We start from the raw sequence: 25,050 nt of genomic DNA on the forward strand, positions 1-25,050 counted from the left end.
ATGCTTACGTATCTCGTTAAAAATAATATGAAGCTTATTCTTCGCGGGAAATTAATCTTTATAATGATGATTCTTATGCCAGTATTTTTAATCACCTTATTATCCAGTACATTTGATAGTATGTTAAATGTTAATTATAGCTTAAAAGAATATGAAGTAGGATATGCAGTATCAGAAGATAGCTATATTCATCCCATGCTAGAAACTATGAAAACAGTCGGAGCTAAGAGTAAACTTAAGCTTATTCCGTATACAAAGGAGGTTGGATTAGAAAAGGTAAATGATCAAACCTTAGATTTATATGTTGAATTTGGTACGAAGGAATATGTTATCTATCAAACAGAAGAAACGAAAGCAGCAACAATGATACTTAAGAGTGTCATGTCTTCCTTAATGCAAAAAGATTCCATTCAAGAAGCTGTTTACCGTGTGGAAGATATCCCTGCAAATCCAATTCCAGCGGCAAAGAACTATTATGGAATTGTTGAGATCGTTTACTTTATGTGGTGCGGAATTTTATCCATCTCGGCGGTCATTAATAGTGAGCGAAAAGGGCAAATCCGCAGCCGAATGAAAATGTCTCCTACCAGTACAGCTTCTCTCTATCTTGGAAAATTCATACCATGTGTTATGGTACTGTGTATTCAGATGGGCATTGCAATGATTATTACCTTCTTCACACTTGGAATTGACTGGGGGGAGAAGATTTATTTAAGTTTAGGGATACTATTCCTGCAAAGTATGGCAGTCAGTGCTTTTAGTATTATGCTGTATCATATATTTCAGAATGTAGCAGCAGCGATTGTATCATGTTTTATCATTGTTTTTGGTTGGGGATTGTTTGGAGGCTCTTTCCAAACGTATATGTTTACGACTACAAGTGATACAATGGCAGCAATATCACCAATCTATTATCTGAACCGTACTTTAGTTGAATACTCCACAAGAGGATCTAGTGAGTATGCTCTTCCCTGTGTTTTTATATTGTTAACGATGATATTGATTGGTAGTACAGTTTCGATATTACTATGCAAATTTGGTAAGGGGGAGAGGGTATGACCGGATTTTTTACAATGTTTAAGGCAAATGTTAGGTTATTGTTACGAAACAAAGGCTTTGTTTGCTGTATTTTTTTTCTTCCATTGTTGACATTACTTTGGTTAGCAATGCCGCTTAAATACCCAATAGAATCTGAAGGTATTAATATCATAGAAGTAGAAGCAGGAGAGAGGATATTGCTTTCCATGGTGGATATTGAACTCTCAATAAAGGTATATGATGCATCGGATTCTAAAAGCTCTCAGTACTTATTAGATGGCTTGTTAGATACTGGCGGTTACAGCGTCTATCGCGAAAAGGTAACCGATAAGACAATAGCACAGATAAAAGAAGAGGCTACCTTGACTGCAAATCGAAGTAATCTTGGAATCCAGCTATATTTACCCAAGGATTTTGAGGAACGTATTTTAAGTGGAGAATATAAAGAGGCTATCTTAGTTTTAAAGAGTAATGAGGATGAGAGGATTCCCCTTTTGTATGAAAATCTGAATCGATTGGTTGGTGATATGGTAGAGCTTTCTCATATAGAGCCGCCCACAAAGGAGGATAGTATTCGTAGCTATCATGAATTATTGGAGGCCAAGGATGGAAGTATCGAGAATAGAGTAGAAACAGTTTCCACAAAAAACAGTAGGGTGATTACAGCTAAGGAACGGCATCAGAAAGAGAACTTTGGTTATACAATATCTTTTCTGTCCTTATCTTCTTTATTAATCGGTGTATTTATTACAGGAATATTCCTAAAGGAAAAGGAGTATCAAGTTCTTAAAAGAATTACTTTAACCCAAACAAAGATTGCTGGTTATGGTTTAGCTAAAATTATTCTAATAATCCCTACTACAATGCTGCAGACCGGTATATATCTCCTTGGTCTAAATACATTTGTGAAGGCAGATATTGGAGTCAATAATTCAGAGTTTACTTTGATGGCGTTTGGGATTGGATTTACGTTTCAGCTGCTTAGCATCACTCTTGGAACCTTATTTGATAATATCCTAACCGTGAGTTATGTTGCTTTCTTTGCATGGGTATTTACCAGTACGCTTTCCGGTCTTTACTTTCCTGTGGAAAAGGCGTCGTCTTTGATAAAATCGCTATCCTATTTAATGCCACAATCATGGACCATACGTTTTTTTGATGGTATAAAGGGAGCAAATACTGGGATTTATTCTATGTTTATCTTAATTATGCTGGCATTTTGTATTGTATTTTTAAGCATTGGTGTATTTGGTTTAAAAATTACAGAAAAGGAATGATTAGAAGCTTTAAATTATTTACTTTACAAAGTACGGAATAGACTTTTTATGAAAATATATAGAAACTAAGAAGGAGCGAAGGTGGTGTCATACTTCGCTTCTTATTATAGTACAGTAATTATCAGAATAACTGTGATAAGATAAAAAAATTAGCGCAAAACCATGTTTGACAGATTTGTCATAATTCATTATGCTAAGAAATATAGGGAGTACAAATTTTATAAAAGGGAGTGCAATGATTGAACGAGAATATCATTCGGTATCAATTTGTATTAATAAAGGGTCTCTTACTAGGAGCAGTTTTTTTATATCATGTTATGGAACAACAAAATAAGCTTTTGAGTCAATATGGAGTTTGGGTGATATATGCTCTTTTATTCGCTGCATTAATAGCGCAGGGGATTACTAAGAGGCATAAGGCTCTTTTGCTATTGATACAAACTGGTCTTGTAATTGTTATGATATCTTGGTTTGGAAGGGAATACGCTCTGGTCCTTCCAGTAATATTTTTAAGTATAGCTGGTAGTCTAAAGATTCGATATCCGTACTATGCGACCGCTATCTTAGGAGCATTTGTATATTCCGGTAATATAGCTGTGTATTTATTGTTTACTTTCGTTTGTATATTACTTTTTATCCAAAATGATGTCATTATAGATAAATATAAAAATTTACTACAATCCTATGAGCAAAACGAACAAAGGCTTAAGCATTCCATGGATAATCAAAGTCATATTTATAAAAAAGAATTGATAGAGAATAGCTTATTTTTTGAAAATAAACTGTTAGAGGAAAAAGGACGCTTATCACAGGCATTACATGATAAGTTAGGACACAGCATCAATGGGTCAATATATCAATTAGAGGCAACTAAGGTTTTACTAACAAGTGAGCCAGAGCAAGCAAATGGGATTTTACAAGCGGTTATTGATAACCTAAGAATAAGTATGGATGAAATACGGCAATTACTTCGCGGGGAGAAACCAGACAAACGAAAAATGGCATTACTTCAGCTTATGACCTTGTGTGATGAGTGTAAGAAAAAATACAATATCGAGGCTGAGGTTATTATGAGTGGAGATAATAAGTCGGTGCCAGAGTACATATGGGAAGTCATCTTAGACAATTCCTTCGAGGCGGTATCCAATGCCTTGAAATATTCAAAGTGTAAGCATATCACAATTCAAATCGTAATTTTGAATAAACTTGTGCGATGTACTATAGAAGATGATGGAGTTGGGTGTATGCAGATAAATGAGGGCATGGGAATTGCGGGAATGCGCAAACGGGTTCGAGCAATCAATGGAGTTCTTGATGTCACCGCTCAAATCGGGTTCTGCATTAATATGATTTTACCAATCTCCACATTATATAACAACGCAAGAAGCGAGAAATGAGGTTAATATGGAACCTATCAAGGTAATTATTGCGGATGATAGTGATTTTGTAAGAGATGGCATGCGCATTATATTAAGTGTTGACCCTGACTTTGAGGTAGTCGGATGTGCGAAAAATGGAAAGGAAGCAGTAGAACTAGCTTCTAAAAGTTCTGTGGATGTTATCTTAATGGATATCGAGATGCCGGTGATGAACGGCATTGAAGCAACAAAAGAAATCGTACTTCATAATCTTGGGAAGGTACTCATATTGACTACATTTGATGATGATGAATTAGTGGAGCAGTCGATTCAAAATGGAGCAAAAGGCTATTTAATCAAGAATCACACCCCGGAGAAGTTAAAGCAAATGATTAAATCAATCTATAATGGGGTCAATGTTCTGGATGAAAAAGTGTTTGAAAAGTTTACTTCCCGCAGCATTCATACAAATACGGGTTTTGATCCAAATGGGTATACAACAAGAGAACTTGACATCATCGCTTCGGTGGCGGAGGGGCTATCAAACAAAGAAATTGCTAAGAAGCTATTTATTAGCGAGGGAACGGTTAAGAATCACATTAGTACCATTTTAGAAAAGGGAGGCTTCTCTCATCGAACTCAACTTGCTGTTTATTATTTGACCGGGAAAAAACAAGGCGAGTGATGTTTATAATCGCAAGGAAACTATATCAGTAGGTGTTACAAAAGTCTACCTGTGGGAGATAATTTGTGGCACCTTTTTATTATGACACGAGAAAACTCGTAAAGCAGAGTTTTTCCGTGTTTTCCTATCTAATTCGTGAAGTAACACATGGTAAAGAATTTCTTTCAAACTTTACTAATAAAATAACCAAAATAATCAAATACTATTGGAAATTATGTGAAAAGGAGATTTGTGAAGTGAAAAAGTTTGTATGTAGTGTTTGCGGCTATGTTCATGAAGGTGATTCTGCACCAGATAAGTGTCCAATATGTAATGCGGATAGTAGCAAATTTATTGAAAAAAGCGGTGAACTTCAATGGGCTGATGAGCATGTGATAGGGATTTCCTCAGATGCCAACGATGAAATCTTAGAAGGTTTAAGAGCTAATTTTATGGGAGAGTGTACTGAAGTTGGTATGTATATCGCTATGAGTAGGCAGGCAGACCGTGAAGGGTATCCAGAGGTTGCGGAAGCATATAAGAGAATAGAGTATGAGGAAGCAGACCATGCATCGCGTTTTGCTGAAATGTTAGGTGAAGTCGTAAAGGCAAGTACAAGTGATAACTTAGCAGCCAGAGTTGATGCAGAATACGGTGCTTGTGAAGGAAAGAAAAAACTCGCGACTCTTGCTAAGAGCATGAATCTCGATGCGATACATGATTCTGTGCATGAGATGGCAAAGGATGAGGCACGTCATGGATGTGCATTTAAGGGGTTATTAGACCGCTATTTTGGAAAGTAAGAGGAAACGTGTATAAGTTAAAGAGTTTTAACAGCAACTTGTGCAGAATCACAAGGTTGCTATCATGATGAAAAGGCGCTAAAGCGCCAGAATGGAGGAGTTTATGTCTAACGTTATGTGTGGTGCAACCAACTGTTCCTATAACCAAGGACACGTCTGTTGTGCAAATACCATTAAAGTGGGTGGGAAAGCTGCAACAAGTGAGGAATCTACCTGCTGTGCAAGCTTTTTAAATAGAGCTGTTTATAGTAATTTAGCAGAGTATACATCAATGAGAGGTACTTCAAAGGAGATTCTTTGTAATGTAGCAACTTGTAATTATAATAGCGCTGATCACTGTAGCCTTGATGAGATTGAAGTTGGTGGCAGTAGTCAAACAAGTTTCTATACCGAAACGGATTGCTTAAGTTTTGATAAGCTCTCTTAAGGAGTGTATTAATGGATCCCAAAGCGTTTCATAAAATAAGCTATGGAGTTTTTATAGTCTCAGCAGAGGGAAGTGATCATAAAGCAGGTTGTGTTATTAACACCCTTACACAAGTTACTTCCTCACCGATGAAACTCTCCATTGCCCTAAATAAAAATAATGATACACTAGAGGTGATTAAAGAAGCAGGGACTTTTAGCGCAGTTGTGCTAAAAGAGGATGTAGACCTTGGGTTAATCAAAATCTTTGGTTTTTTTAGCAGTAGGGATAAAAATAAGTTTGAATCAATTTCTTATAAATTTGACGATAATAATAATCCATATCCAGCTGGGGGCATTGTAGCACAGTTTTCCTGTAGATTATGTGACTCTTTAGATGTTGGAAGCCATGTCATTTGCATAGGAGAGGTAACCGATGCTAACTTAGTTTCAGAAGACCCACCTCTTACCTATGCGGATTATCATTCAAAAAAGGGTGGTGCAACACCAAAGAATTCTCCTTCTTATCAAGAGGGAACAACAGGATATCAATGCACGGTATGCGGGTATATCGAAGAGACTGATGATTTGCCAGACGATTTTATTTGTCCAGTGTGTGGCAAGGATGCTAGTTATTTTCGTAAATTATAAGTTAACTTCTAAGCTATAAGTGGCTACCCATATCAGTGAAAATGTGATTTATATAAATTATTATTAATTTATTAGAAGTAAACTAATTACTTCTTTATCAATCTGTTTTGAACTAACTGATTAATTTTTGATTTTTTGGTTTAAGCGAAATAATTATTTTTAATCTATTTAAATTAAACAAAAATTAAACAAAATAATAATCTTGAAGCTAATTATGACGCCAGTAACCTTTATAACATTATGTTTTGCAAGGTGCTGGCGTTCTTTTTATTGGAACACTATTGATGACAATGAAAAGATTATGGACAAGAAAAGGTTATGGACAAGAAAAGGTTATGGACAAGAAAAGGTTATGGACAAGAAAAGCTTTTGGGACAAACAACGTATTATAAAGTAACATTTTCCCTGATTTTGCGCTAATTAATGCAAGAAACATTGAAATACCATGAAAATAAATTTATCAATCTTTATCAATGTGGTATAATTTACATCAACAATAATTTATCATAGGAAGGATATGAGATGAAGGTAGTAGTTTTGGCCGGAGGATTGAGTCCGGAAAGAGAGGTATCATTAAGTTCTGGAAGTAAAATTGCAAATGCGCTAATGGAAAAGGGATACGAAGTATTATTACTTGACTTATATCTAGGAATTAAGGATGTAACTAATATAGATTCCCTATTTCGTAAAATGGAGGATCAAAATCCATATCAGTATCAAGTTCCTAAGGAAGAACCTAACCTTACGAAACTGAAAGAGGATTCCGGAAATGGTGGTATATTGATTGGAGAAAATGTCTTGTTGTTATGCCAATATGCAGATAAAGTATTTTTGGCACTGCATGGTTCTATCGGTGAAAATGGTCAGCTGCAGGCTATGTTTGATATCTATGGAATTTCCTATACAGGAAGTGGATACATAGGAAGCTTACTTGCTATGGATAAAGGATTATCTAAAGTCATAATGCAAAAGCATGGAATTGAGACGCCGGATTATATTGTTGCGGATTTAACAGAGGAACAAGAATTAGAAAAAACGTTAATGCTTCCTTGTGTAATTAAACCATTAAGCTGCGGTTCCAGTGTTGGGGTATCCATAGTAAGAAGTCAAGAGGAATTAGGGAAGGCTCTTGATTATGCGAAAAAGTATGAAAATAAAGTGTTAATTGAAGAACTCATAGTAGGAAGGGAGTTTTCTGTTGGTATATTAAATCATCATGCTCTTCCTTTAATAGAGATTATACCAAAGACGGGATTCTACGACTATACGAATAAATATCAGGCGGGAATGGCGACGGAAGTATGTCCTGCACAATTAGAGGACGAAATCAGTATAAAGATGCAGGAGGCAGCATTAAAAGTTCATGAGGTATTACAACTTGGCTTTTATTCCAGAGTGGATTTCTTATTAAAAGAAGATGGAAGTTTTTATTGCCTTGAGGCGAATACTTTACCTGGTATGACTCCAACCAGTTTATTACCACAAGAGGCAGCAGCAATAGGAATATCGTATTCTAAGCTATGCGAACTAATTTTATTAGGATAAATACATTACTTTTACAAAAAGCAATTTCTTTCGATGATATAAGTCATTGCGTTTTGTGTAACAATCCCATAAAATAAAGTTAGGAAGGAATTCACAAGTGAGAAAAGAGGCTGTCTAATTAACAAAGGCCAAACAATTATCTAGGGGGCTTGTTATGAGAAAAAATAAAATTCTGATTTTATTTCTTGTAATTTTTACACTCACTACAACCAATATTGTCACGTTGTTATACTTAAATCACATCATTCACAGCAATAGTGAACAGTTAGTATTCGCATATGATGCTATTATGGTACGAGACAATGAGATTAGCAGGTTGGAAGGATTAGAGAATGAAAATAACCGATTAACCTTAGAAAACCAAACACTGAATACGACAAATGAGAACCTAACCAGTCAAAAAGAACAATTATCTCGTGAGCAGTCTTCACTAAAACAACAGGTCTCTGAACAATCAGAGGAAATCGTGGTATTAACAAATCAGAATCTTAATATGAATAGGGTTCTGGAGAAATATAGCTATTTTCTAGATTATGAGCCTGAAATATTAAATGAATATCAAACCTATATTAAAGAACTAGAGCAGAAAGTAGAAAGTTCAGGCAGTTTTGATATTTACGAAGTTCCAAAGAGAAAAAAGGTATATGAAGGTTATACTATTTGGTTAGAAGATGGGGCCAGTGAAAGATGGGCAGATCAAGCCATGGATTATTTAAAACTAGTACCTGCGAAAGCATTGGAAGTACTAAATAAAGATAAATGGTATCTAATCATCACTCCAAGAAGCTTAGAAGAAGTGTATCATAGCGGTGTTGAAAACACGATAGGGCTAACGATATATTATAGAAAGCGTATTTACATAAAAAATAATGAATTTTCAATTGATTCGTGTACGTTACATGAGATAGGGCATGCATTGGATGCCTTAAATAGCTACCAATCGTTTACGGAAGGATTTAATGATATTTTTAATGAGGAAAGTGCAGCGTCTGGCTTATCGAAATACTTTACAAGCTCTCCAACGGAGTATTTTGCAGAGACTTTTCAAAATTATTTCATTAGCCCAGAATTAACAAAAAGAAATGCACCAAAATCATATGCATTTATTGAAAAATTTCTTGAGAAATATGAGTAGATGGTATACTCTATTACGAGCATATTTTGACTACAAAAATGGAGCTTTTGTTAAATAGATGCTTACTTATCTATTTTGCAAAAGCTCCCTCCTGAAAACAACTCTAATTAAAGTTATCCCTTTAATTTAGGGATAACAGTATTATAGTAAAAATCCTTAACGGAATCCTTGGATACGCTGTAAATGGTAGGTTCATCGTCAATCTGGACAGAAACGCCGGATTGACAATGGCCAAGACAAAACACGGACTTTAATTCAATCTGCGAGCCATAGCTGTCTTCTTCCATGAGTTGCTGCATTTCGGTTATTACGTTGTAGGAACCTTTTAAATGGCAGGCGCTGCCAATACAAATGTTAATCAGCATAGGTGACCTCATTTCCGGAAGATTAGTCTTCCTTTCGATAGGATACGTGTAGCAATTCGTGAGTACGGTGTTTTAACATACCGTTGTACAAAGAGAGCATCAGAGGGTTCTCTTCACATCTTTTAATCTGTGAAACCTTATCAGCTTTGTACATACCTAATGCACGAGCATTTTTCTCTTCCTTGTGGCTAAATGGCTGACCTGCACCGGCAATACAACCACCAGGGCATGCCATTACTTCAACAAAATCAAAATGTTCTTCACCGCTTTCAATCTTTTCAATCAAAGCCTCTGCATTTGCTAAACCACTGACAACACCGATGCGGACAATAGAGTTCTCTTCCACCTGAAGTTCACAAACCTTTACACCCTCCATACCACGCAGACCTAAGAATTCAATGTCTTTTAGCGCTTTTGGACTCTTATCAGCGACAACACGGCGAACAGCAGCTTCTGTAACTCCACCAGTAACACCAAAGATAACACCTGCACCGGAGTACAAGGAGAATGGCATATCTGGAGCTTCTGGCTCAATTTCTTCAAACTGAATACCGATTTCTTTAATCATCTTTACGAGTTCTATGGTTGTGATTACGTAGTCCACATCAGGGATGTCGTTTCGTTTAAACTCTTCCCTAGAAGCTTCGTACTTCTTTGCAGAGCATGGCATAATTGCAACCGAAACTGTCTCGACACCTTCTGTGGAATCAAGTCCCTTAAAGTGCTCTTTAATTACAGCACCAAACATCTCCATCGGAGATTTACAGGTTGAAATGTACGGAAGTAATTCTTTATGCTTCGTTTCTGCGTAGCGGATCCAGCCAGGGCAGCAAGAAGTGAAGAGTGGGTATTTGTTTTCACCTGCTTCAAGCTTCTTTAATAGCTCTTTAGACTCCTCCATAATAGTTAAGTCAGCTCCAACAGAGGTATCAAATATCGCATCAAATCCTAATCTACGAAGCGCAGCCACAATTTTCCCAATGACATTCTCCCCAGCTTTCATATGGAATTCTTCTCCGAGAGCGACACGAACGGCAGGAGCAACTTGAACAACAACACGTTTTTTAGGATTGTAGATTGCCTTCCATACGTCCTTTAAATCTGATTTTACAGTAATCGCAGCGGTAGGACAAACGGCAGCACATTGACCACAGTTTACACAATTGGTCTCAGCAATTTTTTTATTAAATGCAGGGCTTACTATCATTTTAGCACCGCGGTGTGCAAAGTCAATAGCACCTACATTCTGTATTTCGTTACACATTCTAACACAGTCCCCGCAGAGAATACATTTTCCAGGATCACGAATAATGGAAGCAGAAGAGGTATCAAGTTCCATCTCTTCCGTCTTATTTTCAAAACGGACAGACTTAATTCCAAAACGGTGAGCTAACTCTTGAAGGCGACATTTACCGTTTTTGTCACAAACCGTACAGTCCCTGCAATGTGCAGCAAGTAATAACTCTAATATCATCTTTCTATGTTGATGAAGTTTTGGTGTATTTGTTTTAACTTCCATCTTATCCTTAGGAGGAGTGGAGCAGGAGGCAATAATGCCACCCCATTGATCTTCTACTACACACATTCTGCAAGCTCCGTAGATGGATAAATCAGAATAGTAACAAAAAGTGGGAAGATCGATACCTGCTTTACGAACTAAAGCAAGGATATTTGGCTCATCGTTAAATTCCACTCGGTTGCCATCAATAATCATATATTTTGCCATCGTTATTCTCCTTTCTCCTACTCTTCAATGATTGCTTTGAAACCACAGCTATCTTTACAAGCTCCACATTTGATACACTTCTTTGTATCAATACTATGAAGCTTCTTAACTTCACCGGAGATTGCGGAAACAGGGCACAGTCTAGCACATTTCGTACATCCTTTACAAAGTTCAGGAATAATCTTTAAGGTCATTAATGCCTTACACTGACCGGCAGGACATTTTTTATCAACGACATGGGCAATGTATTCGTCTCTAAAGTACTTGATGGTTGAAACAACAGGAGATGCAGCTGTTTTACCAAGACCACAAAGAGCAGTAGCAGAAATGGTTTCCGCTAATTCTTCTAATAGATCTAGGTGCTCAAGTGTCCCTCTTCCCTCTACAATATCAGTTAAGAGTTCTAACATTCGTTTGGTACCTTCACGGCATGGAACACATTTTCCACAGGATTCGTTCTGGGTAAAGTTCATGAAGAACCTAGCGACTTCCACCATACAGCTCTTATCATTCATAACAACAAGACCACCGGAACCTATCATTGCACCTACTTTTTTTAAGGAGTCAAAATCAAGTGGCATGTCAAGATGGTCATTCTCTGCATTTAATACAAGACACCCACCGGATGGACCGCCAATTTGTACCGCTTTAAACTCACCACCCTTTACACCGCCACCAATATCATAGATAACCTTACGAAGGGTAGTACCCATTGGTACTTCAATTAAGCCGGTATTCATAACATTACCTGTTAAGGCAAATGCTTTTGTTCCATAATTTTTTTCTAAACCATAAGTCTTATACCAGTCTGCACCTTTTAAGATGATAGACGGCACATTACAGAAGGTTTCTACGTTATTTAATACGGTAGGCTTCTCAAATAATCCCTTTTCTACCGTTCTAGGTGGCTTTACTCTAGGCATTCCACGGTTACCTTCGATGGAAGCGGTTAAGGCAGATCCTTCTCCACAAACAAAGGCACCTGCTCCTTGGCTAATTTTTAAAGCAAAGGAAAATCCAGAACCTAAGATATTACACCCGAGTAATCCTAAGCTCCTTGCTTGTTCGATTGCTGTCTCCAAACGGTGTACTGCAAGTGGATACTCTGCACGAACATAGATATAACCATAATGTGCTTTTGTTGCAATTCCTGCGATTATCATACCTTCTATCATTCGATGAGGATCACCCTCCATCATACTACGGTCCATAAAAGCACCTGGGTCACCTTCATCACCATTACAAACCACGTATTTGGTTTCTTCGGTCTGGCGAAGTACCTGTGCCCACTTCTTTCCGGTTGGGAACCCGCCGCCCCCACGACCACGAAGATAGGAATCGGAAATTTCATCTACAATAGATTCAGAGGTCATATCAAAGAGAGCTTTTGCTACTGCTTGATAGCCTCCCATAGCTATGTATTCGTTAATTGATTCTGCATTGATATGTCCGCAGTGTTCTAGGGCGACACGCGTCTGCTGTTTATAAAAAGGTATGTCTTCTTGTTTATTATAGGAGTTACCTTCGCTATCCTTATACAGAAGCCTTTCTACAACTCCATCTTTTATAATACTTTGCTCTACGATTTCTTCACAATCTTCTACTTTCACCTTGATGTAGAGAACTCCTGCCGGTTCGATACGAAGTAAAGGTCCCATCTCACAAAAACCATGGCATCCGCTCTTTTTTATACCTACAGCTTCATGCGGCTCATCCTCTAAGGATACGGAAACATCAAGCCCACTTTCCTCGATTAGTTCTTTTAGTCTGGCATAGATGTTTAAGGATCCACCAGCTACACAGCCAGTTCCACCACAGATTAGTATCTGTTTGTATTGGCTTTTAAAAGACTTTTGATAGCGGACTTTTAAGGCGTCCAATTCTTCTCTGCTTCTAATTAACATTGGAAAGCCTCCTCTCTTAACTGTTCAATGAGTGCTTTTGCTTTTTCTGGTGTCATTGCAGCATGAACGACATCATTTACCGTACATACTGGTGCTAAGCCGCATGCGCCAAGGCAGGATACTGTTTCCACGGTAAATATCATGTCATCTGTGGTTGGATTTTTCTCTGTAACACCAAGAACTTTACGGAATTCCTCCAAAATAGGGATGGACTTTCTAACATGGCAAGCAGTTCCGTCACAAATTTTTATAACGTATTTTCCTTTTGGCTCTAAGGAGAAGTTTTCATAAAAGGTTGCAACTCCATAGATCTTAGCTTCACTTAACTTTAGTTTTTCTGCTATGTAACAAAGTACTTCCTCCGGTAAATAGCGATATACTTTCTGTACTTCTTGCATAATCGCTATTACATGTGACTTATTATAGTCATGGGCTGTGAGGATGTTATCAATGAGCCCTTTTTCGTCTTGCCCTAACATAAGGTAGCTCCTTTCTCAATCCATACTTTTAGAAAAGCGACAGATTACTGTCGATTAATCTCAATAGGTGAATAAAAGATTGATAAATATTTATCAACTAGAACATATATTATCATGGATTTTGAACAAATACAAGAAGATTTATGAAATTCAAAGTTCAGAATAAGCACTAAAATTTGTATAATTGAACAATAAATGTATTTAATTTACAAAATTACTTAGGAATAGTACGAATTACATGAATTTAATTAAAAATTTAAGTACTCCACATAATGATAAAAATATAACGAGCTTATTGAAAAAAAGATGCAAATAGTATGGTTATGAGAGCACATCGCTCCTCAAAACATACTATTTGCATCTTTAATTATATTATGATTTCTTTATTTGCCTTTTTGCAAGTTAGTAAAGCATAATGAAAATTAGCAAACTATTATAGAAACTAATAACCTATTTATAGAAACTAATAAACTTATAGAAACTAACAAACTATAATGGAAACTAGAGAACTAGTGGCGATGCATCTGGATATTTAAATCCTGACAAGAATCTACGGTATCATAAATCTTACGATCATCTGCGGAGCTTAGTAGTTTCGCACGATTTTTAGCTGCAAATCGTCCTGTTAAGATACTTCCAGGTCCGTTGACGCAGCCACCTTCACAGCACATACCTTCCATAAAGTCCTCAGGGAATTTTCCTACTTTTAAAAGTGTGAGCGCTTTTTTACATTCCGCAGCTCCGTTACAACCAGCTACTGTTATTGGAGCGTCAATTCCTTTTTCCTTTAAGGCCTCTACGACAGAAGCAGTTACTCCGCCAGCTACAGCAAAGTTCTTAGCGAAAATACTACCTTGCTGTATGTTCTCACCAATTGTTTCAAGGTTAATATCTTTCGCACGTAGCATAGCGTATAATTCATCAAAGGTTAGAGCATAATCAGCTCCACCTTCTGCAATATGATCGAGTACTTCACCTTTCTTTGCAATACATGGGCCAATAAAGACAGTGATGGCATCTTCATGAATTGCCTTAATGTATTTGGCAGTTGCCTGCATAGGGGAAATCGTACTGGAGATATGTTCTACTAAACTAGGGTAATGATTTTTAATCATCTTAACAAAGGCAGGACAGCAAGAGGTAGTTTTTTTCATACCTTCCTTATAAGCCTCGGCCCATTCTTCTGCTTCAGAAGCAGCAACTAAATCTGCGCCAAGAGCAACTTCGTATACGCCGGTAAAACCTAACTGTTTTAATGCTTCTGTCATTACACCAGTGGTAGCGGTGGCACCAAACTGACCTTCAATTGCAGGTGCAATCATTGCATAAATTGGCTTATCTATACTTAATAAGTTAATAACATCTACCATAAAGGAGCGGTCAGAGATGGCACCAAATGGACAGTTATTAATACATTGTCCGCAATTGATACATTTTTCTTCATCAATGACTACAATATTGTTCTCATCCATAGAGATCGCATCAACTGGACAGCTTTTCTTACATGGACGCTTTAAATCGGCAATCGCATTGTATGGACAGGCACTCGCACACATTCCACATTCCTTACATTTGGCTGGATCGATGTGAGCACGGTCATGAGACATTGAGATTGCTTGAAAGTTACAAGCTTTTTGACAGCGTTTTCCCATACATTTTTGACAATTGTCTGTCACGAGAAATCGTGTAATAGGACATTCTTCGCATGCAGAAGAGATAACCTGTACGATGTTGCTGCTATCATGACTTAAGGATGGGGATTTTCCTTGTGCTAGACGAATTCTTTGACGGATGATTTCACGTTCTTTATAGACACAGCATCTAAAATTAGCCTGTGGTCCTGGTATCATCTCATAAGGAAGAACATCTTCCTTATCTGCTAATTGATTTTTAAATGCTAGTTTAGCTACCTCAAAGAGTACCTCATGTTTTATGGTTCCGATGTCATTATCTGTTTGTAACATATGTGGTTCCTTACCTTTCCAGACCGATTTTCGCGGTCACAACAAATTAATAGTACTTTACAATAGCTTCCTTTCCCATCTTATGAACGATATCAATAATCTGGGTAACGAGATTCATACGAATACTTAAATCAAAAGGAAGACTAGGGTTTTGATGCGCTTCGTTCATGGTACGACCAACAAAAAGATGAAGCTCCGTACATTCTTCGATAATTATTTTGGCAATCTTAGAACCGCCATTATCCTTATCTAACTCTAAGAAGAAGTCTTCATTTACCTCTTTTTCTACATATTCTCGCATGAGCTTTAGAGCCCTTGTCAGTGTTAATACTCCTTCCGTAACTAAATCAATCCCTTCAATATATGCAATTGGAGGCATATTTGGATCGGTATAGTTTAAGGAGGTGTGTATCGGACGATTTAATACACGTGCAACGATATTTGCTGAAGTACCGCCGCTAACGATTCGTGTAGCAGTACCTTCTAGAAACGCATAAACAGCTGTGGTATCATCCACCGGATTTAATGGGGGTCCGGTAAATAAATGCACTGGTTTTGAGTCGATGACTCTGGCAACCGCAACCGTAGTATCATCACCTGGTGATTGCATATACAAATCATCGCAAGCCTTACTAAGGATTGATACCAACCGTGATGCAGAAAGAGTTGAGTTTGTTGCCTGTACAGAGTACTCGGCCATATTAGTCCAGGTCCAACCAAAATTTAAGGCTTTGCCAACACCAGCATGAATTACTCCATCGCTCATTAGAATAAAGCAATCATTTAAGGCAACCTCAAAACGGTATTCACGAATGCACTTACCCTCTATCATACGTTCTTTGTATGGCACTGTCAATAGTGCACCATCACGAATAAAAACGCATGCTGGGTTATCAAATTCTACTAAATAAGCATCTCCGGTCTTAAAAATCTGTAGAATGCTAAAAGTAGAATAAGCAACCTGTCTAACTTGACATACGGGTAAGGTCTTAACGATTGTTTGTACACATTCTTCAATCCCAGCACCGTTTAAAAACATGGTTCCAAGAATTTTTGAAGTTAGAGTAGCGAGGATATTTGCTTTTACTCCGCTACCCATTCCATCAGCCAGTATGATGATATTAGAATCTTTTGTTTTTAAAATCTCAACTTTGTCACCACAGAGTTCTTCATTGTTCTTATTAAGACTCTTATAAGAGACATCGATTGTTACGCTCATCTTAACTCCAATTCCTGCGACTTGGCGCATTTTCGATTGTATTATATTCTAAAAAATATCATAAGGTTTCCCATCGTTTAGTATCGTATCCCGTAGTTTGGTTAGGGTAACTTTTGTTTCTGCTGTGGTTTCACCAAGTAAACCTGCAATTTCCTGTGCAACCTTCATCTGTTTATCAATAACACGTTGTGCCATCTCAATGGTTTCCACCTTCACTTTGTAAGCCTTACGGTCGAGTTCTTCTTGGTGTGAGATATCCTGAAAGATACCCAGTACACAGTTTTGTTCTTTAGAATATACAATGGTCTGCAAAGTTGCAAGATTTCGGTCTTCGTAGATGACTCTCTTTCCGATGATGTCTTTTTGTGTCTCTAGTACTGCCTGAAAATTACTATGGTCAATAAATTCATAGAGATACATTTCCTTAGCTACAGAGCGGGGAGTTCTAAAATATTTTTCAGCCGCCGCAGAAAACTCCATAATTTTCATCTCTGCATCTACGATAATAATAATATTTGGAGTCGTATCAAGAACGAAGTTGGCCATGGATTGTGCACGTTCGTGCATATAGGGGATGCACATATTAAGCTCTGCTTTCCCTTGGTAAACAGCATTTGCTTTATCACGGCAGGTAGCATAACCACAAGCACCGCAGTTTAACATATCCTCAGGTTTTGTTTTACCGATTTTCGCTAGTATCTGCATCACCTCTTTTTCCGTTGGGACCGGGTCCTTTGGGGATCGGCCAAGAAAGAACTTATCAAAATGAATTGGAGATTTCGTAAAAAAATCTTCCTCGGTAATTGGCGCCTTAGGAATGGATTCTTCCATGTCAAGTTTCACTTTAAACCGTGAGATTCGGGTTCGATCTATTGCAGGGCCTTTGATACAACCACCATTGCAGATATTTGCTTCGATGAAACAACCAGTTATTTCACCACGGTTCATGCTTTCTAGTAAGTCGATGCAGTTATTTATACCATGCACGTAAAATTTTCGATAATGATCGGACGTATTTTTGGATGCTACGACAGAGGAGAGAACACCGCTACTGATTGGATAGAGGCGATTTACAAGTGGATTTGGATTATCTGGAGGGGTATCTGGCTGTTTAAAGATATCAATACCTTCCTCTAGTAACCATTCTTCCAATTCTTTAAAGTTAATAACGGCATCAATAATACCAACTGTTCTTGGGTCACTTTCTGCTTCTCTTTTTTTTGAGATACAAGGACCAAGGAAAACAACTTTTACATTAGGACCATATTGTTCTCGTATAATTTTACCGTGAGCTATCATAGGAGATACAACCGGTGCTAAATATTTCGTTAGGGAGGGGTAGTAAATTTCTACGAGATCATTCAGACTAGGGCAGCAGGTAGTGATGATATTTTCCATCTCTCCTGCTGCAATTAAATTATCATATTCCCTCGTAACATAAGCCGCACCTTCTGCAGTTTCTCTGACTGCTGTGAAACCTAACTTTAATAAAGCACTAATTACCTGTCCGGGAGTGTTATAATGTAGCACACCCAGATAGGCAGGTGCAAGAGAAACTACAGTTTGGTACCCCTCTCTTAGATATCCTTTTACGCGTTCTAGATCACTGATTAGGGTTTTTGCATTCTGTGGACAAACTTCAAGACAGTGTCCACATAATATGCATTTATCATTCATAATATAAGCTTGTGCATCCTTAACAGTGATCGCTTTCACATCGCAGTTACGCACACACTTATAACAGTTTTTGCACTTTGCTTCTTTAAATCCAATCACATTCATTATGTAAGTCTCCTTAAAATCTCTCCGTGAAAGAAACTATCCGTATCCTTTGGAGTCAGGGAAAATGGTTCACCGTCTAGTTTTATGCAAACACCTTTTACACATTGCCCCATACAAAAAGCACCATTTAGTTCGACTTTACTTTTAAGTTTGTTCTCCGTAATTAAGGTTTCCAGTCTCGTTATTATTTCTCTGGAGCCTTTTAGATGACAGGAGCTCCCTACACATATTGTAACTACCATACCGTACCTCCTTATAGCGTGTGCTAAAAATTTAACAAAGATAAGGTTATTATAGCACTTCTTATTAAGGGATACAAGATTTCTTAAAGAAGCTTAGCATGGATTTTTATTCCATGCTAAGTGATTGAATTGCAATGCATCCAGGTCCACCCTGCGTAGTAAAAGCTGGGCTTAATTTATATATTATTACGTCAGAATGAGGGAAAGCTTCCTTTAATAATTCACTCGCTGTTATAGCAAGCGACTCCGCAAGAGAGTGAGAAACATAAAGCTTATGATGTTCTCCTATGTTATCGTCTTCTAGACTTCGAATAATTTCATGAATAGCTTTTTTAAAATTACGCTTTATTGAAAAATTACAAAGTTGCTTGCAATCCTTTGTTAAAGTCATAACAGGGACAAGATGAATTGTTTTGCCAACGAAAGCTGCAAGGTGACTTAATCTACCACCTCTCCGTAGATAATCGAAGTCTTGTGGTATTAGGAAAGAACGGGAACTTGCTATCATCTTTTCTAATTTAGATACGATTTCTGATATCGTGTGATTTTGATCAGCTAGATGTTTTGCATGCTCAACAAGCGTTCTGTGTGGGCCACACAGTGTCTTTGAATTTAGAACAGTGATTCGTTCGCTGTCCTTGGCCATGTCTTTCGCTAGTATAGCGGATTGATAAGTACCTGATAATCCATCTGCCATTGTGATGTTTAGAATCTCATCTTCTGGAAATCGATTATATAGGTCTACGACTCTGCCTATTGCAGGCTGTGAGGATAGAGGGATATGGCCTTGATGTATTAAGTCAACAAATTCCTCCGTTTGTATGTCATTAAACTCTTCGTAGGTAGTATCATTAATAGTTACTGCTAAAGGAGAAACATAGATTCCTTTTTCTTCTGCCTCACTTACGGAGTATAGAGTAGATGTGTCTGAAATTATTCTAATCATGAGTTCCTTTCTATGCGTTGGATTCATCCATACCTCATTCATTTTTTCATGACAAGGAAAAGTTCGCGAAATATACTTTTTATTTTATAAGTCTTGCTCATTATAGCGGAAAGTGTCGAAATATGAAAGAAGATAATTTTAATATTTATAAAGATTTAATATCGGTGCGAGATTAGTAATTTTATAAAAGAATATATAGGGATGGAAACCAGTATATTTTCCTTATAAATGGGTGGAGAAATCATCCTGTTTTACCTGTTTTGAAGAAAAATTGTTTAAATCCATTGAAAAATATACAAAATAAAGAAGTATTTTGTTACCCAACTATTGAAATTGTGAGGGTTCTCATACTATAATAGAGCTATCTTTGATAAAGAACATTTCAACCACTGAATCAATGGGAAAGTCTTAAGCTTAAGTCATACAGGCAAGTAAGACACGCTTTCTTAAAAATCAAGAAATTGATTATTGAAAAAAATTAAAACAAGAGAGGTTTATTTTGTAGCATCACTTGTTAAGAATAAAGAAAACGGTAATTGCAGGTAGCACAAGAGTCAAACCTTACATTTGTATAACAGGGATGTTGTTAAGCAAGATAAGGGGGATATTAGTGGAGTGAAAAGGAAGAAAAAGAATGGGATATAGGAAAGGAGAAATAGGGATGGAACTTGTACAAGTAAGAGAACTGTTTCGTAATAAGGAACAATATCTAGGAAAGAAAATAACAGTCGGTGGCTGGGTACGTAGTGTCAGAGACACAAAGACCTTTGGCTTTATCGTAATGAGCGATGGTACTTTTTTTGAAACATTACAGATTGTTTATACTGACAAGCTAAGCAATTTTGCAGAAATCTCTAAATTCAATGTAGGTTCTGCAGTTGTTGTAACCGGTACGCTTGTTGCTACTCCAGATGCAAAACAGCCATTTGAGATTCAAGCAGAGGAGGTACTTTTAGAGGGAGCTTCTACTTCTGATTACCCACTTCAAAAGAAAAGACACTCCTTAGAATTTTTAAGAGCAATGACACATCTTCGCCCAAGAACAAATACTTTCCAAGCGGTATTTCGTGTTCGTTCTTTAGTTGCTTATGCAATTCATAAGTTTTTCCAAGAGAGAGATTTCGTTTATGTTCATACACCATTAATTACTGGAAGTGATTGCGAGGGTGCTGGAGAGATGTTCCAGGTAACTACTCTTGATTTAAACAACATTCCAAAGACAAAAGAGGGTCAGGTCGATTTTGACCAAGATTTCTTTAATAAGCCAACCAACTTAACAGTTAGTGGACAGTTAAATGGCGAGACTTATGCGATGGCATTTAAAAACATCTATACCTTCGGACCAACCTTCCGTGCAGAAAATTCGAATACCACAAGACATGCTGCAGAATTCTGGATGATTGAGCCAGAAATTGCTTTTGCTGACTTAAAGGATGATATGATTTTAGCAGAGTCTATGCTTAAATATGTAATTAAGTATGTATTAGAGCATGCACCAGAAGAGATGGAGTTCTTTAACTCATTTGTAGATCAAGGTTTACTTGAGAGATTACAGCATGTTGCTAACTCAGATTTTGGTCATGTAACATATACTGAGGCAATTGAAATCTTAGAGAAGAATAACGATAAGTTTGAGTACAAGGTTTCCTGGGGATGTGACTTACAAACAGAGCATGAGCGCTTTTTAACAGAGCAGATATTTAAAAAGCCTGTTTTCGTTACTGATTATCCAAAGGAAATCAAAGCATTTTATATGAAGTTAAACGAAGATAATAAAACGGTTGCAGCGATGGATCTTTTAGTTCCTGGCATCGGTGAAATTATCGGCGGAAGTCAGAGAGAGGATGATTATGACAAGTTAGTCGCAAAGATGAAGGAAAGCGACTTAAACGAAGAAGATTATGATTTCTATCTCGACCTAAGAAAATATGGTTCTGCAAGACACGCAGGATTCGGTCTTGGTTTTGAGCGTTGCGTAATGTATCTTACAGGTATGGGTAACATCCGTGATGTTATTCCATTCCCAAGAACAGTTAATAACTGCGATTTATAAAAAATTGTAGCACCTCCACTTGCAGAGGTGGTATGTATGTTAATATCCTACAGAAGCTCTTAATTTCAGGTAAGATTTTTTGAGATTTAATGTAACTATTAGCATATGTAAAATCTAAAAGTCCCTCTCGAAGACCTTTGATCGAGAGGGATTTTTTCTATTATACAATGTCATATTTATCTTTAGATTTTGCAAAACCAGGAATATAAAAAATCTTTTTATATGGTTTTAAGCAATATAATAATATAATACCTATAATTCCACAAGAGATTACTTCACCAATACCAACGGTTAACATCATGAAAGGGATGGACATAGCTTCGCCATAAGCAAAACGTAAAACCCAAGGAATGATTACTGTGTTAGCAACGATTGGTGGAATAGGAACAAGGAACTTATATCTTCGTAAGGAGTAAGAACCAATTGCACCTAGTAAGGTGGCAAGAGTTCCGAAGACAATATCAAGCATATCGCATCCTGCAATAACATTACCAAGCAAACATCCAATCGCAACTCCCGGAATTGCCGCTGGAGTAAAGAAAGGAAGGATAGTCAAGGCTTCTGCAAAACGCACTTGAATATAAGAAACGCTGATTGGTTGAAATAGGACAACCAGCACAACATAAATGGCCGCAATCATCGCAGAATGCAGCAAGAAATAAAGAGTTTTATCTTTCATAATAGTCTCCTTTAGTTTTGTTTTACGTGTGGAAGGTCCCGAACACACGGTTTAATTGCCCTATAGACCTTGTTTTTATGGGCATTTGCGACGTTATTAGTATAACAGGAAAATGAGGGATGTCAAGCGTTACTGAATATGTACGCAGAAGGAAACTTACTGTGTTAGCCGAAATGCTGGTTGCAGGAGATATTAATGTTTGTTTACTCTACTCCTTCTTTTTCAGATGCAACCAGATAAAAAGAAATAAAAATAAAATTACTTAAAAAGTCCTCCATGGGAAGGATAAAGGCTGATAAAAATCAGGTAATAGGGATTACTCAGTAAAAATATGGTAACCAATACTTTACAAAAAGAAAGGCTACTGCTATAATATAGGTAACAGGAAACATAGGATTAAAACCTATGATTGCCCTAATCGGTTAAGAAATGATTATCCTAAACTTTCTCAGGGGTCAGGATAATCATTTTTTGTTGTTCATTTTTATCAAATGAACAACAAGAGTGATTAATGCTATAACAAATGTAGCAAATGCTATCATTAAAGATAAAGCTTCTGCAACTGTCATAAGGCTCACTCTCCTTTCTATGTAATCTAGTCAAGGTAAGTTCACCTCCTCCTATAAAAATAAGAGGGCAAGCACTCGTAATTATCCTATGTCAATAAAATTGACGTTTTCCTGTTACCATAAGAGCATTTTAGCATAGGAAATGGGAAAAGTCGACAAGAGTTGGAATAAAATGGTTCATTTGTTTTAAAGCCACATTTGAATTAAGCCTACAATTGCTTCTTAACAAGGTAGAGAGTATACTTAAAGATTATAACCGTTAAATATAGTATTTATAGTTTGCCTTTCTAATGAAAAAAGCTAATACATAACAAACTCCACGTTAAGTAGACAAATTGGAACACACCGTTTGTATTGGAATTCTAATATATGTTGTAATATTTACCTAATAATAAAAGGAGGGAATATTATATGGATACAGAAAAGATTGGAAAATTTATAGCTGACCGCAGAAAAGTAAGAGGTCTTACACAGCAACAGCTTGCCGATGATTTAGGATTAACGAATAAGGCAATATCAAAATGGGAAACAGGGCAGGGAATGCCAGATATTACGACTTTACCGATACTTGCTGAAATGCTGGGTATAACGGTGAATGAGCTTTTAAAAGGAGAGTTGAATCAAAGTATTGATAAGAAAGAAAATGGGATAGAGACCAATTATAGCGTACACAAAAGCGTTTATTGGTTTAAAGCCATGGCTTGCCTATCAATATTCATTGCACTTATGGGTAATATCGTCCCATTATTTATGCTCAGGGAAACATCAACGATAGCAGCGTTCTTGTTTGGTTGTTGGTTTGAAGTATGTAGTTTAGCAGTGTTCGTGGTATTTTATTTAAGAATGAAAGGTGAGATAGAGTTTAATAGTAAGACCTCAGTTTTAAAGATGAATTCATTGTAATCAGAAACCAATTTATGAAGTATGAACTTTGGTTGTGGTTGCTTGCACCATCTGCTTTACTTGTGACTATGGTATTTAAAGCGTTATCCTGGAACAATCTTGTTATGCATATATTAGTAACAATTGCTATCACCATAATTGTTGGATTACAATTATTTTTTAGAATTATGAATACCGCAAAAGTAACAACGAAAGTAAAATGATAGAAGCAGGTAATCTAAAAATGTATCTTTGAATACAAATAGATTATTAGATAACTTTAAAGATAATAGTATAGAGTCCAATAATAATATAGAGTCATATAATAATCAGATTCAGAAAATAGAATGTTATATTTTATGACTCTATTTATTTAAAGCGCTTGTGGTTCGTCCTCGATTTCAACCAATATTAACGTAACATAATCGTCTCTATCTCTTGTACCTATTTCAAATATAAGATAATCCTCATAAGCATTTTCTCCAAGTTTTATCTTGTGTTCCTTTGCGTACTGCATAATCTTTGTATACATTTCACTGATATTACGATAACTTCCTTTATAATAAACCTGAAGATACCACCCCTCTTTTCGCACCAGGGTGTTATTTTTTTTATCAGCATTGTTAGATTTCGTATACAGATAAGAAAAGCTGTCGAATCTTTTTTCGCGGATATTATCAATGGTAAGTGATGCTCCCAGAAAATCAATCATACTTGCATTACTATTATTTCGGAATGCAATCAGTTCTGTTAAAAAATTTGAATAAGAATTGTCATTGCTGTTATCCATTAAGGTACTGCATAGAGCTTTCATGCTTTTATGATAAGCTGGCTCAATAATATTGTATTCTACGGATAAGGCGTTTTTGGTTAAATCCTTAAGAGCATCGATCTCACGTTTGGTGTTTTTTAATTTAATAATTTCCTTAGCCGCTTCATTTGATTTTTGTTCTAGTAATTCTATCAATTTCGCAGGATTTCTTTCATCCATGTACTGTTTAATTTCTTTTAATGGCATTCCCAACATTTTTAGCGCAGAGATAATAGAAAAAGTATCGAATTGGCGGAAGGAGTAATAACGGTAGCCATTTTCTTTTATGATTTCAGGTTGAAAAAGCTTTATCTGATCATAATGAAATAAAATGTGTTTTGGAATTCCACAGATTTTTGCAAATTCTCCTGTTGTTAAGTATTCATTTTTATTTTCAGACATAAATTACCTCAGTTCTTTGCTGCTTTTTCATTTTTCATATTTGCGGTAGCAGCACAGACACAAACCAGATTTTTGAAACTTTGATGCATATATTTCATCTTAGTTAGCAAATGTTTAAAAAACAGGAAATATCAAACAATAATGCTAGGTT

At 36.7% G+C, this 25,050-nt stretch carries 25 protein-coding genes; 13 read left to right on the top strand and 12 right to left on the bottom strand.

The features are described 5' to 3' along the window. From CPHY_RS00470 to CPHY_RS00515, 10 genes are all read left to right on the top strand, one after another. On the top strand, positions 1–1,059 hold the full coding sequence (locus CPHY_RS00470; RefSeq protein ID WP_012198110.1) for an ABC transporter permease: 1,059 nt from the start codon (positions 1–3) through the stop codon (positions 1,057–1,059). Continuing rightward, positions 1,056–2,315: an ABC transporter permease gene (locus CPHY_RS00475; RefSeq protein ID WP_012198111.1), complete on the top strand. Its 1,260-nt coding sequence runs from the start codon at positions 1,056–1,058 to the stop codon at positions 2,313–2,315. The genes CPHY_RS00470 and CPHY_RS00475 overlap by 4 nt, the downstream gene beginning before the upstream one ends. A gap of 239 nt (positions 2,316–2,554) precedes the next feature. Further along, positions 2,555–3,712, top strand: a complete 1,158-nt coding sequence (locus CPHY_RS00480) for a sensor histidine kinase (protein ID WP_012198112.1) — start codon at positions 2,555–2,557, stop codon at positions 3,710–3,712. Positions 3,713–3,719: 7 nt separating this feature from the next. Next, a complete protein-coding gene (locus tag CPHY_RS00485; RefSeq protein ID WP_012198113.1) occupies positions 3,720–4,358 on the top strand; it encodes a response regulator in 639 nt (212 codons plus the stop codon). Between the two features lie 236 nt (positions 4,359–4,594). Continuing rightward, the gene (locus CPHY_RS00490; protein ID WP_012198114.1) at positions 4,595–5,140 is read left to right on the top strand and encodes an NADH peroxidase; all 546 of its coding nucleotides are present in this window, start codon (positions 4,595–4,597) and stop codon (positions 5,138–5,140) included. Positions 5,141–5,243: 103 nt separating this feature from the next. Continuing rightward, complete coding sequence (locus CPHY_RS00495) at positions 5,244–5,567, top strand: DUF1540 domain-containing protein (RefSeq protein WP_012198115.1); 324 nt, start codon at positions 5,244–5,246, stop codon at positions 5,565–5,567. Between the two features lie 11 nt (positions 5,568–5,578). Beyond that, complete coding sequence (locus CPHY_RS00500) at positions 5,579–6,196, top strand: flavin reductase family protein (RefSeq protein ID WP_012198116.1); 618 nt, start codon at positions 5,579–5,581, stop codon at positions 6,194–6,196. Positions 6,197–6,410: 214 nt separating this feature from the next. Continuing rightward, positions 6,411–6,593 carry a hypothetical protein gene (locus CPHY_RS00505; RefSeq protein ID WP_041703017.1) on the top strand — a complete coding sequence of 61 codons (183 nt, stop codon included), beginning with the start codon at positions 6,411–6,413 and terminating at the stop codon, positions 6,591–6,593. Between the two features lie 125 nt (positions 6,594–6,718). After that, the gene (locus CPHY_RS00510) at positions 6,719–7,741 is read left to right on the top strand and encodes a D-alanine--D-alanine ligase family protein (RefSeq protein ID WP_012198117.1); all 1,023 of its coding nucleotides are present in this window, start codon (positions 6,719–6,721) and stop codon (positions 7,739–7,741) included. Positions 7,742–7,895: 154 nt separating this feature from the next. After that, positions 7,896–8,876 (top strand): anthrax toxin lethal factor-related metalloendopeptidase, encoded by a 981-nt coding sequence (locus CPHY_RS00515; protein WP_012198118.1) that lies wholly within the window; start codon positions 7,896–7,898, stop codon positions 8,874–8,876. A gap of 113 nt (positions 8,877–8,989) precedes the next feature. Here CPHY_RS00515 and CPHY_RS00520 read toward each other — a convergent pair whose 3' ends face one another. The 9 genes from CPHY_RS00520 to CPHY_RS00560 form a co-directional block, all read right to left on the bottom strand. Next, positions 8,990–9,241, bottom strand: a complete 252-nt coding sequence (locus CPHY_RS00520) for a (2Fe-2S) ferredoxin domain-containing protein (RefSeq protein WP_041703020.1) — start codon at positions 9,239–9,241, stop codon at positions 8,990–8,992. 22 nt (positions 9,242–9,263) lie between these two features. Next, positions 9,264–10,967, bottom strand: a complete 1,704-nt coding sequence (locus CPHY_RS00525; RefSeq protein ID WP_012198120.1) for a [FeFe] hydrogenase, group A — start codon at positions 10,965–10,967, stop codon at positions 9,264–9,266. Positions 10,968–10,984: 17 nt separating this feature from the next. Then, on the bottom strand, positions 10,985–12,871 hold the full coding sequence (locus CPHY_RS00530) for an NADH-ubiquinone oxidoreductase-F iron-sulfur binding region domain-containing protein (protein ID WP_012198121.1): 1,887 nt from the start codon (positions 12,869–12,871) through the stop codon (positions 10,985–10,987). Then, positions 12,865–13,350, bottom strand: coding sequence for an NADH-quinone oxidoreductase subunit NuoE family protein (locus CPHY_RS00535; RefSeq protein WP_012198122.1), 486 nt, complete (start codon positions 13,348–13,350; stop codon positions 12,865–12,867). The genes CPHY_RS00530 and CPHY_RS00535 overlap by 7 nt, the downstream gene beginning before the upstream one ends. A 509-nt stretch (positions 13,351–13,859) precedes the next feature. Beyond that, a complete protein-coding gene (locus CPHY_RS00540; RefSeq protein ID WP_012198123.1) occupies positions 13,860–15,314 on the bottom strand; it encodes a 4Fe-4S dicluster domain-containing protein in 1,455 nt (484 codons plus the stop codon). Between the two features lie 46 nt (positions 15,315–15,360). Next, the gene (locus CPHY_RS00545; protein ID WP_012198124.1) at positions 15,361–16,533 is read right to left on the bottom strand and encodes a SpoIIE family protein phosphatase; all 1,173 of its coding nucleotides are present in this window, start codon (positions 16,531–16,533) and stop codon (positions 15,361–15,363) included. Between the two features lie 48 nt (positions 16,534–16,581). Further along, positions 16,582–18,315: a [Fe-Fe] hydrogenase large subunit C-terminal domain-containing protein gene (locus tag CPHY_RS00550; RefSeq protein WP_012198125.1), complete on the bottom strand. Its 1,734-nt coding sequence runs from the start codon at positions 18,313–18,315 to the stop codon at positions 16,582–16,584. Next, entirely contained in the window at positions 18,315–18,557 is a 243-nt protein-coding gene (locus tag CPHY_RS00555; RefSeq protein ID WP_012198126.1) for a (2Fe-2S) ferredoxin domain-containing protein, read from the bottom strand. The genes CPHY_RS00550 and CPHY_RS00555 overlap by 1 nt, the downstream gene beginning before the upstream one ends. A gap of 106 nt (positions 18,558–18,663) precedes the next feature. Then, entirely contained in the window at positions 18,664–19,530 is an 867-nt protein-coding gene (locus CPHY_RS00560; RefSeq protein ID WP_012198127.1) for a DegV family protein, read from the bottom strand. A gap of 634 nt (positions 19,531–20,164) precedes the next feature. Here CPHY_RS00560 and asnS point away from each other — a divergent pair. Continuing rightward, complete coding sequence (gene asnS / locus CPHY_RS00565; RefSeq protein ID WP_041703815.1) at positions 20,165–21,556, top strand: asparagine--tRNA ligase; 1,392 nt, start codon at positions 20,165–20,167, stop codon at positions 21,554–21,556. A gap of 160 nt (positions 21,557–21,716) precedes the next feature. Here asnS and CPHY_RS00570 read toward each other — a convergent pair whose 3' ends face one another. Together CPHY_RS00570 and CPHY_RS00575 are read right to left on the bottom strand one after the other, a co-directional pair. Next, positions 21,717–22,235 carry a QueT transporter family protein gene (locus CPHY_RS00570; protein WP_012198129.1) on the bottom strand — a complete coding sequence of 173 codons (519 nt, stop codon included), beginning with the start codon at positions 22,233–22,235 and terminating at the stop codon, positions 21,717–21,719. A 464-nt stretch (positions 22,236–22,699) separates the two neighbouring features. Next, positions 22,700–22,804, bottom strand: coding sequence for a putative holin-like toxin (locus CPHY_RS00575; protein ID WP_041703024.1), 105 nt, complete (start codon positions 22,802–22,804; stop codon positions 22,700–22,702). 411 nt (positions 22,805–23,215) lie between these two features. On the opposite strand from CPHY_RS00575, the gene CPHY_RS20445 reads away from it, so the two are divergent. Both CPHY_RS20445 and CPHY_RS00585 read left to right on the top strand, forming a co-directional pair. After that, a complete protein-coding gene (locus tag CPHY_RS20445) occupies positions 23,216–23,707 on the top strand; it encodes a helix-turn-helix domain-containing protein (RefSeq protein WP_012198130.1) in 492 nt (163 codons plus the stop codon). A gap of 14 nt (positions 23,708–23,721) precedes the next feature. Further along, positions 23,722–23,910 (top strand): hypothetical protein, encoded by a 189-nt coding sequence (locus CPHY_RS00585; RefSeq protein WP_041703027.1) that lies wholly within the window; start codon positions 23,722–23,724, stop codon positions 23,908–23,910. Between the two features lie 149 nt (positions 23,911–24,059). Here the strand turns inward: CPHY_RS00585 and CPHY_RS00590 are convergent, their stop codons facing one another. Beyond that, positions 24,060–24,899, bottom strand: coding sequence for a MerR family transcriptional regulator (locus CPHY_RS00590; protein WP_012198131.1), 840 nt, complete (start codon positions 24,897–24,899; stop codon positions 24,060–24,062). Positions 24,900–25,050 lie beyond the last annotated feature (151 nt).

Source organism: Lachnoclostridium phytofermentans ISDg (assembly GCF_000018685.1).
Classification (GTDB): domain Bacteria; phylum Bacillota; class Clostridia; order Lachnospirales; family Lachnospiraceae; genus Lachnoclostridium; species Lachnoclostridium phytofermentans.